Source organism: Shewanella sp. CAL98-MNA-CIBAN-0140 (assembly GCF_040309905.1).
Classification (GTDB): Bacteria; Pseudomonadota; Gammaproteobacteria; order Enterobacterales; family Shewanellaceae; genus Shewanella; species Shewanella psychromarinicola.
Genome location: NZ_JBEOPI010000032.1, coordinates 40,142 through 48,686 on the forward strand (window position 1 = coordinate 40,142; position 8,545 = coordinate 48,686).

Below are 8,545 nucleotides of genomic sequence, written 5' to 3' on the forward strand. Positions count from 1 at the left end.
TTATCTCACTTGTGTTGCCGCATGATGTCTACAGGCCTGTCCGAATGCTTCGAAAATTGCAGTATAGAATGCATTTTCGGTTACTTTCCATTCAGGATGCCATTGGACACCTAATGCAAAATTTTTAGCATCTTTAACAGAAAATGCTTCCACTAATCCGTCTGGAGCAAATGCTTCTGGCTGCAACCCCTCACCTAGGCGCTCCACGCCTTGAGTATGAACAGAGTTAACCTCTGCAGTGTCACAGCCCCATGCATCGTGAAGGAGCCCACCCGCAACGAGATTAACTTGATGCGAAATACCATACTGCACATCTAATGGGGATTTCTTATCTTCACTGTGTTCAATATATTTACCAACGTCATGTAGCTTCTGATACAAACTGCCGCCGAACACCACGTTCATCTCTTGAAAACCACGACAAATACCGAATACGGGGATCCCTGCATCAATGGCGGCTTTTATCAGCGGTAAGGTTGTTGCATCACGCTTAGGATCGTGATGAGTGCCGTCCTCACTAATAGGACCTTGGTAATGGTGAGGTTCAACATTCGATGGTGAGCCCGTAAAAAGGATACCGTCGAGACGAGCAAGAATAGCGTCAATGGGCAAATCGACACCAAGTGATGGGATCACCAAAGGGAACCCTTTCGCGCCATTGACCACACTCAACAAATATTTTTCACCCACGATGTTAAATGGATGCAGACCAATTTGCTGATTGCACGCTACTACCCCAATAAGAGGAAGACCTGACTGAGACATATCTCACCTTAAGCAAAGAATAGTGATGAACTTATCATTTACGTGTTCATTTTTTCACACACTACACGGATTTTTTTAGCTAGGCAAGAGGATAACTGAGGATAAAAACAATTTTTAATAAAAATAAATTAAAACACTTTATAAACATACTGATAACTTTAAAATAGCCATAATGCAAAAAAAAACTATCTGACTGACTTTGCTTAAATCTCGCCAAAAAATGCGCCAAAATGGGGAGGGAATGCACAAAAAAAGGCAATCCATTGCTTAATATTCTTTACACAAGATAATAATGACATGTTAGGAATACCATCGAAAATAGATGAAACCCTAAAAATCATCAGCGACTAACTCGTTGGGAATAGCCTGATTTATTGATTATCTTACACTATTCCCTTAAGCCGTCGAGTTAGACATAAGCAGTAAAAGCTAAAGTGAAAACCGTTAAAAATCGGCTGAAGTAGTGGCACTCATTAACTGACAAGGCTGTTCAAATGGGTTACGAAATCGATGGGGGTGTTCACTATTAAAATAATAACTGTCGCCTTTTTCAAGGATAAACACCTCTTCACCAACAGTCAGCTCAACCTTACCTTCAACGACAATACCGCCCTCTTCACCCTTATGTTGCAGCATTTCAGCACCCGTATCAGCATTGACAGGATAAGTCTCACTCATCACCGACATTGCACGGTTTGGGTAGTCACGGCCGATAAGTTTATACACTAACTCACCGGTACCGATATCCAATAACTCATTACCACGGTAAACCACTTTCTGGTCACCAATAGAGCCATCATCAATCGAGAAGAAATCTACCAATGACATCGGGATCCCCGCTAACACTTTTTTAAGTGAACTCACCGATGGACTAACACTGTTTTTCTCAATCATTGAAATTGTACTGTTGGTAACCCCTGCACGCTTGGCTAACTCGCGTTGAGATAACCCTTTCAATTTGCGAACAGCTTTTAGGTTTGCACCAATATCCAAATTCGTTCTCCTAGTATATGTTGACCCATGACTTGTTATTAAAGTGTTGCAGATTATTAACACTTTAACAAAAAAATGCTAGCGATCAAGCATGATAACTTGCTTAAATCAAAGCAATTGTATTTTACACTAAATAAGTGTTAAATAAAATGCACACCCTAGATGACTTACATCTGCATCTGACTATTCATTTAAACGTTATGATTATAATCGCAATCAATAGCTTGGAGTATTTATGCCACGTAAATCCCCGATCCATAGCCAACACTACCCAGACTCCTTTTATGTGGCGACCGCAAAAGAGCTTTATTCGCATCCCAAGCTAACCGAACAGCTAACTGTCGATGTGTGTATTGTTGGCGGTGGATTTAGCGGCATTAATACTGCCATTGAACTCAGACAACGTGGCTACAGTGTCGCATTGCTCGAAGCTAAACGCATTGGCTGGGGCGCCTCGGGACGCAATGGTGGTGAGTTGATCCGAGGGATCGGTCATGACGCCACCCAGTTCCGTAATGAAATTGGCGACGAAGGCGTAAAAGCCATTCAGCAAATGGGTTTTGAAGCGGTTGATATCGTTACCGAGCGCATTGCCGAGCACAAAATCGATTGCGACTTACACATGGGTTATTGTGATTTAGCCGTAAAGCCACGGCACATGGATGATTTAGCGGCAGAATACCAAGATCTGCAAGACCAAAGTTATCAAAAATCAATCAAACTGCTTGATCATTCGCAAATTGGTGAAGTTATCGGTTCAGACTTTTACCAAGGCGCCTTGGTCGATATGGGCAGCGGACATTTACACCCACTTAATTTAGCCCTAGGCGAAGCACGTGTTGCCCGTGAACTTGGTGCACAATTATTTGAATATAGCGCCGCAGAAAAAATCATCAAGGGCAGTAAACCCAAAGTGATCACCGCCGAAGGTGAAGTGATCTGTGACTATCTGGTATTGGCAGGCAATGGTTATATCGGCAATACATTAAGCCCTTTTCTTGGCGGGAAAGTGTTGCCAACAGGCACCTATTTATTAGCCACTGAACCGTTAACCGAGCAACAATGTGCCAGTGTTATTCCGCAAAATATGGCCTTTGCCGACATGCGCGTGGCGTTAGACTACTTCCACTTATCAGCAGATCGCCGATTATTATTCGGCGGTTTGTGTACTTATTCAGGTAAAGACCCAAAAAATATTGAAGCTGAATTAAGGCCTAATCTTGAAAAAGTCTTTCCACAATTAAAAGGCATCAAAATTGATTATGAATGGGGCGGCATGATGGGCATCGGCGCCAACCGCATGCCGCAAATCGGACGTTTACCTGACGCAGCCAACATCTACTTTGCCCAAGCCTATGCAGGTCACGGGGTGAACGCCACTCATATGGCCGCAAGGTTAATTGCTGAAGCGATTAGCCAGCAGTCACAGCGTATTGATGTGTTTAATGATATTAAGCACATGACCTTCCCCGGTGGACCCATGTTGCGATCGCCATTGCTGGCAGCAGGGATGTTGTACCACAGAATGAAGGATTTACTATAGGGTTGATGGATTTGCTGTAGGTTAGCAAAAGGGTCAACCTTTACATCTTTTTATGGCCTACGGCCACTAACGTCGTGGCGCTTCACCCACACCAGACTTTTCAAACTTCGTTTGAATTAAGATCGCAAGGTGAAACCTTGCGATCTTAAGCGTTAGTGGCCGCAGGCCATCACTTAAAAGACAAGCTAACTTAATTACAATTGCTGCAACCTTTGTGCATGCTGCATCAGTAAAGTGTCCAATACTTCAGGGCTTAAGCTAAATATTTGTACAATTTCTTCGCCAGTTTTAGAAACCGTTGCTTGCTTGTCTTCAAAAGTAATATGTAAACCTAACGCCTTTAACGTTTGCTGGTCATAACTATATAATGGCGTGTCTCGTTTACCTTTTAAGCCTGGCATCATCCCCAATACCGTGACAGCTTGATTGACCTTAACCATGTCAAAAAAGACGCGCTCGGCCTCTGCCCACGCCATAATATATTCAACCATACTTTTGTTGTACTTATGGAAGTCTTCCGAGCCGTATAATAGTGGTTGTAACACCCCACCATGCCAACCTAACAGGGCATCTTGTTTTATAGTCACTTCATCACTGGCGGTTACAACATAATTAGCACAAGATGACGCACAGACTTTATCAACTGTGACCTTTAATTTGTGCTGATATACCAACTCTCCTAATCGTATGCCAGCAAGTACATCTCCCCCACCACTGTTAATAATCAATGAGGTTATTTGAGTTGGACTATTTGCCATGCCTTGTTCAAAAGCGGCAACATTATCTGGATCAATTTCACCGCTATAATTAATGACAGAGGGCAATAAGGGGTCGATAACAAGGCTAAAAGGAGGTTGTTTACTTGCGCAACCAGTTAAGGTTAGCAGCATGGCTAGCAGTAGATAACGCATTCATATTCCATCATGATGTTGAGTTCGCAAGAAATTAGCATAACAAGTTCATTATTCACAAGTAAATAATGTAACGCCCTCGATAATATTGATTAATCAGACTCTAACTGAACATTATCGCCAGAGACTTATCATTGCAGGCTAGCTTTCGCGGTACAGGTCGTTCATTGGCATCTGAACCATATGGATTTGGGAAATGTCATTATGATGTCGGAAACATCATTGACCGTGCCATCACTACATTCGTGAATCCATTCACATCAGATCCCCATTGGAAGCGTTAGCATTTTCACTCTTTACTGTAAGATGAACCGAGGAACGCTAAAACTAAGTCAAAAGCAGGATCAATCCCCATGGCGACCTTTTCGCTTCTGTTGTTTAAGTCAATGGGGAAAATATTGCCGGAATGGCTGGGCCCAATTCTCTTATAAAAGAGTAAAGAGGGAACAGCCGTTGGTTTCCTCTTGGTCTGGTGTTGCAAAAATAAGCCACTCATTTTTTAAAGTACTAAAGGATCTGAAAAGCGTCAGGCAGCATTCTTTATTATAAAATAATTCACAATAAGAGAGGCTCATCTGTGTTAGGGCGAAACTATACTATGCTGAAACTTCCCTGTTTTTAGGAAACTTTTAACTTGCCTAATCACTTCGTCATTTCGCATAAGAAATGGGTGAGAAACGGGGAGAATTATGTGATCAGCCATCCCTTCCACCTTTGTGTTCTCGACTGACACCTTACCGTCATCAGGATTTGGAAGCATTTGAGAAAGTATTGGGTTAATAGTTGAACTGCCTGCTATTATTCCTACTGGATAGGTGACCGCCCCAAGTAAGTTTGGAACACTTGTTTTATCAGTACTTAATTCCATACCCGCTGGACCATTAATAAATTCAAAACCTGGAACATTTTTTAGTTTATCAACAACCTCACTTCCTTTATTCGGCGGACCTAGCATTACCACACGGCCTAGGCGTTCTAGTTTGTTATCGCTTAAATATTTACGTAACACAATCCCACCAAGAGAATGTGTCACAAAATTTATGATTACGTTAGGTTTACATTGAGCTATAGCATTAGGAAGGTAATCTGTGGCTATACTCTCAATATTATGCTGCGTTGATGGGTAGTCAAAATTCACGACGGTATAACCTGCCTCTTTAAGCTTCGTCTCCATTTTATTCATAGAGCTATCGGAACGAGCCATCCCATGAAGTAATACAACACACTCTTCAGACATAGAAAAAGAACTCCATAAGTACAAAATGAAACAAAATAATCTTATTTTCATACGCCATTCTCGATATTACGCCCTAACACTTGGGATAAGAACGAGGCTTCGCGCGGCCTATCCTTATTTGTTAGCTGCCATATTTTCTTTATAACTTCTTTCGCCGTAAGTGACGAGCCATCGCTTCTGTCGTCGGATATTTGGGTAAAACTAACCACAAAACAACATAAGCCAATACAGGAATCGCAAAAAACAAGCTAGTTAACAAAAATGCTAACCTAATGCCGTTTTTTCGCAAATTATAATATTCCGCAATACCTGAACAAACTCCAGCAAGAATCGCGGATTCTCCACGAGTTAGAACTTTTATATTATCTAGACTTTCCATGCCACATCCATATTAATCGGTATGTTTTATGCTATAAGAATTTGCTTTTTTTGATGCTGAATCTGGGCTGTAGAGCAGTTTTAAACAGAATATATTGCGTGATTTGTATGTATTCCATTGAAATTCCCTTGTCATTGTAGTGTTCCATCACATCTTTTTAAGTCTAGCTGATTCAATGAGGATAATATACTCGATTGAGTCAGCATTTGGCTCCGCGCAGCGGCTTAGTTCAACGCCTAATTAACAGGCAAAAAATTGTTGGCTAAAATAAGTGAACGGAGTGAACAAAAAGTCAACGGTTTTTTGTTCCGTTTAAAGTCTCTTGTTAAGCCTCTATTCACTGAAAATCCCAATATAATTGAGCAATACTAATAAAGCTCCAGACAGTCCAGTAGTTGTTAATACCCAATAAAACACAAAACCTAATACCTGATCAAATTTGGTTGTATTTTCATATAATACGGTTGCATTAGCATAAAAGAATGAAAATTTACTCTTTTCGATTTTCCGAGTCCAAGACCTTGGAAGAGAAAATGCTTGAGCTACATTAATAATATCCCAACCACTGGCATACTCGACACCGAGTAGACCTTTAGTTTTAGGGTTTTTCCTTAACTTCCGTACAGTGATTTGTCCAAAAGCAACATATAAGACACCGCTCACCATTGAGGCAGCGATCATTACTCCAACTAGCATTGTTATAGTATTCATTAATTTATAAACTTTTAATTAATGCATCATATGTATTACCTGCATTGTCTTTAATAATATTATTCATTCCTATTGATGCGGTCGCCGCCGCACCTGCAACAACCAAGCCACCCACTATTAAACCAATCCAACCAATAGGTGTCGCCACCATTAAAAATGTTAAGGCTCCCGCTCCTACATTGACTACGCCAATTCCTGTAGCTGCACTAGCAGCAAAGCTACTAGACTCAATAAACATTTCACGTTCCCAGTTACCACCTGCTTTATAGCTATTCTGAATATTACCTACACGACTACCAAAGTCGATAATGGTAAGACCATTACCTAAAACTTTTGCGTATTTAGTAAATTTAACAATCTTGTCAGCTTGAACAGGTGTCATTATGTCTAATTTAGCCATATTCCTACTACTTTTGGCGATATTTGCACCTCGGTCAAAATTAGTCAGTGGTGTACCGCGACTCGATTTAACTTGGCTTGTTACAACCTTAACTTCGTGTTTAAAGCTATTTTGCATTTTATCGAAAGCCATTTTGGCTTTTTGTTTAGCGGCTACTTTAAGAGGTGATTTACTTTTTGCTACTTGGCTATATTCAATTAAAGCAGATTGGTAGTTTTTAACTGAGCCAACAAAGCCTCCCATTCTATTTGCGTAGACACTGGTTGATGCGCCCATTAACCCCACATTATACTCTTGCAGTTGAGAGCTAATAGACGAAAGAGAAATCAGATTATCACCACCAAAAGATAAAGCTAAGCTCGTCAGGTTTTTTGTAATTGAAGGATTAGATAGTTTTGCTAATGATGCTTTACAAACAGCTGAATTACCATTTTTTAATAAATAAGGCGTATTAGCGATAATCATATCTGGGTTGGCACAAGTAAGAGATGAAGCCAACTCAATCCCAATGCCACACTCATTTTTAAATACACTTGCACTATAAGTGCGATTACATAATATTATTTCACTCATTTTCTTTTAAGTTCCTTTTAAAGTTTGAATTATACTCTAAACGTTGGTTTAGAGGTTTAACGCCCTGCTAATAAGTGAGCCATGTGCTGGCGGGCGATTTGCTCAGCAAATGGCATGACAGCCTTGGTGAATCTGAATTTAGCAGCTTGTTAAGTGGCATTTTCATTTTGCTCTGTGGATTTCCGGATCTCAGGTAATTGGTACTGTAGTATGCCAAAAATTACAATCAGCGGAATTATTGCAAGCCATAATAATCCATCGAGAAACCACAATGAGGTGAATAGGATTTGAATACATACATATGAGGTCAACTTGAGCCAAGATGGAAGTATGAGCATTTGGCCAATTGCTAGAAATGGTAAAGCAAAGAGCAAAGTACCAAACACTAGAAATGCAGGTTGAAAACCAAGAGCTTCTTTACCAAAAAAACCTTGATAGAAGTCATAGCCAAAAATTGTAACTATTGGAAATAGCGACAAAGCCAAATAGAGTGCGCTATGCCTTTCCTTAGCTATCAACTTCGAATGTTCATCATTTTTCTGCTGAAGAGTCTTCATGCCATCATTGCCATTTAACGTTTTAGTATTTATGCGTTGCGCTGTTTGCATGGCATAAATCGCTTGTTGGGCTTGGCCGATGCCGAGTCCAGGTTAATTGGTACGCTTTATGCTATAGGAATTTGCTTTTTTTGATGCTGGCTATGGGCTGTAGAGCAGTTCTGAACTGATTATGTGGCTTGTTTTGTACGTGTTTCATTGAAATTCCCTTGTCATTGTGGTGTTCCATCACATCTTTTTTAAGTCTAGCTGATTCAATACGAGTAATACAGTCAATTGAAGCTTGATTTGGCTCCGCGCAGCGGCTTCGTTCAACGCCTCACTAAGAGGCAAATAATAGTTGGTTAAAATAAGCGACGAAGGAGCAAAAACCAACTGTTATTTGTCCTTGTTTAATTTCTTGTATGGATAATAAACCCACCTAATTACACATAATTCCCAGTTTCGGGTAATGTGAGACCCAGGCTTTAGCTGCA

General features: G+C 40.5%; 9 protein-coding genes. 1 reads left to right on the top strand and 8 read right to left on the bottom strand.

Annotated features, from left to right (window positions below; genetic code table 11):
* Both AAEY93_RS15685 and AAEY93_RS15690 read right to left on the bottom strand, forming a co-directional pair.
* The gene (locus tag AAEY93_RS15685) at nucleotides 1–765 is read right to left on the bottom strand and encodes a gamma-glutamyl-gamma-aminobutyrate hydrolase family protein (RefSeq protein ID WP_351078198.1); all 765 of its coding nucleotides are present in this window, start codon (nucleotides 763–765) and stop codon (nucleotides 1–3) included.
* Between the two features lie 444 nt (nucleotides 766–1,209).
* A complete protein-coding gene (locus AAEY93_RS15690) occupies nucleotides 1,210–1,758 on the bottom strand; it encodes a cupin domain-containing protein (RefSeq protein ID WP_351078201.1) in 549 nt (182 codons plus the stop codon).
* 235 nt (nucleotides 1,759–1,993) lie between these two features.
* Between AAEY93_RS15690 and AAEY93_RS15695 the strand changes: the two genes are divergently transcribed.
* Nucleotides 1,994–3,301 (top strand): NAD(P)/FAD-dependent oxidoreductase, encoded by a 1,308-nt coding sequence (locus tag AAEY93_RS15695; RefSeq protein WP_351078204.1) that lies wholly within the window; start codon nucleotides 1,994–1,996, stop codon nucleotides 3,299–3,301.
* A gap of 194 nt (nucleotides 3,302–3,495) precedes the next feature.
* Here the strand turns inward: AAEY93_RS15695 and AAEY93_RS15700 are convergent, their stop codons facing one another.
* The 6 genes from AAEY93_RS15700 to AAEY93_RS15725 all read right to left on the bottom strand — a co-directional run bounded on the left by AAEY93_RS15700 (nucleotide 3,496) and on the right by AAEY93_RS15725 (nucleotide 8,120).
* Nucleotides 3,496–4,212, bottom strand: coding sequence for a hypothetical protein (locus AAEY93_RS15700; protein ID WP_124012288.1), 717 nt, complete (start codon nucleotides 4,210–4,212; stop codon nucleotides 3,496–3,498).
* Between the two features lie 580 nt (nucleotides 4,213–4,792).
* Nucleotides 4,793–5,449: a lipase family protein gene (locus AAEY93_RS15705; RefSeq protein WP_157822266.1), complete on the bottom strand. Its 657-nt coding sequence runs from the start codon at nucleotides 5,447–5,449 to the stop codon at nucleotides 4,793–4,795.
* Between the two features lie 139 nt (nucleotides 5,450–5,588).
* A complete protein-coding gene (locus tag AAEY93_RS15710) occupies nucleotides 5,589–5,828 on the bottom strand; it encodes a PspC domain-containing protein (RefSeq protein ID WP_124012289.1) in 240 nt (79 codons plus the stop codon).
* A 333-nt stretch (nucleotides 5,829–6,161) separates the two neighbouring features.
* Nucleotides 6,162–6,539 carry a hypothetical protein gene (locus tag AAEY93_RS15715; protein WP_124012290.1) on the bottom strand — a complete coding sequence of 126 codons (378 nt, stop codon included), beginning with the start codon at nucleotides 6,537–6,539 and terminating at the stop codon, nucleotides 6,162–6,164.
* 4 nt (nucleotides 6,540–6,543) lie between these two features.
* Entirely contained in the window at nucleotides 6,544–7,512 is a 969-nt protein-coding gene (locus AAEY93_RS15720) for a hypothetical protein (RefSeq protein WP_124012291.1), read from the bottom strand.
* Nucleotides 7,513–7,661: 149 nt separating this feature from the next.
* Nucleotides 7,662–8,120 carry a hypothetical protein gene (locus tag AAEY93_RS15725; RefSeq protein WP_124012292.1) on the bottom strand — a complete coding sequence of 153 codons (459 nt, stop codon included), beginning with the start codon at nucleotides 8,118–8,120 and terminating at the stop codon, nucleotides 7,662–7,664.
* Between the last annotated feature and the right edge of the window lie 425 nt (nucleotides 8,121–8,545).

Bases quoted from the DNA above. Each gene is read 5' to 3' on its own strand.
- AAEY93_RS15685 (WP_351078198.1), bottom strand. From the start codon at position 765: ATGTCTCAGTCAGGTCTTCCTCTTATTGGGGTAGTAGCGTGCAATCAG.
- AAEY93_RS15695 (WP_351078204.1), top strand. From the start codon at position 1,994: ATGCCACGTAAATCCCCGATCCATAGCCAACACTACCCAGACTCCTTT.
- AAEY93_RS15700 (WP_124012288.1), bottom strand. From the start codon at position 4,212: ATGCGTTATCTACTGCTAGCCATGCTGCTAACCTTAACTGGTTGCGCA.
- AAEY93_RS15705 (WP_157822266.1), bottom strand. From the start codon at position 5,449: ATGTCTGAAGAGTGTGTTGTATTACTTCATGGGATGGCTCGTTCCGAT.
- AAEY93_RS15710 (WP_124012289.1), bottom strand. From the start codon at position 5,828: ATGGAAAGTCTAGATAATATAAAAGTTCTAACTCGTGGAGAATCCGCG.
- AAEY93_RS15715 (WP_124012290.1), bottom strand. From the start codon at position 6,539: ATGAATACTATAACAATGCTAGTTGGAGTAATGATCGCTGCCTCAATG.
- AAEY93_RS15720 (WP_124012291.1), bottom strand. From the start codon at position 7,512: ATGAGTGAAATAATATTATGTAATCGCACTTATAGTGCAAGTGTATTT.
- AAEY93_RS15725 (WP_124012292.1), bottom strand. From the start codon at position 8,120: ATGCAAACAGCGCAACGCATAAATACTAAAACGTTAAATGGCAATGAT.